Origin of the sequence: Bacillus sp. USDA818B3_A (assembly GCF_009928415.1) — a bacterium.
Lineage (GTDB): Bacteria > Bacillota > Bacilli > Bacillales > Cytobacillaceae > Neobacillus.
In genome coordinates, this window is record NZ_JAABNN010000061.1 from 1 (window position 1) to 568 (window position 568).

The window sequence follows — 568 nt, forward strand, 5'->3', positions numbered from 1 at the left end:
ATGATGGAAGGTGAAACCAAGAAAATCAAAATCATCATTCTTGAAATCAACGACTTTTGTCTTTTCCTTAGAAACTTCTAGTCCAAGTTCCTTCAATTTATCCCTAGTGATAGAAGCAGCTTTCTTGATGTCTTCCTTCGTTTTGGCAAAAAGCAGAAAATCATCCGCATAGCGAACAAAACGAATATTATTCAAGTCCCATTCCCAATCCATTTCATTTAAGTATACATTTGCTAAAAGTGGTGAAATCACACCTCCCTGAGGTGTTCCATAATCCGAGTGAATAAGTTCTCCTTCTTCCATGTGTCCAGCTTTTAGCCATTGTTCAATTAGGTCTAGGACCGTACGATCCGATACATACTTCTTAAGAACTCTAATAAGTTTCTTATGAGGTATATTATCAAAGAATCCTTTTATGTCACAGTCGTAGATATGATTGTACCCCTGTTCAATATTCCAAAGGATTATTTGTAAGGCTCTTTGTACTCCACGATTTGGTCTATAACCTACTGACCAGTTATGAAACAGGTTATCTTCGAATTTTGGCTGAAGCACATTCACAACACTT

General features: G+C 36.6%; 1 protein-coding gene. It reads right to left on the minus strand.

Going from position 1 to position 568, the window contains the following annotated elements:
- Window positions 1-555: reverse transcriptase domain-containing protein (locus GXK58_RS26850; protein ID WP_272928191.1), on the minus strand; the 555-nt coding region annotated here is incomplete at its 3' end.
- Window positions 556-568 lie beyond the last annotated feature (13 nt).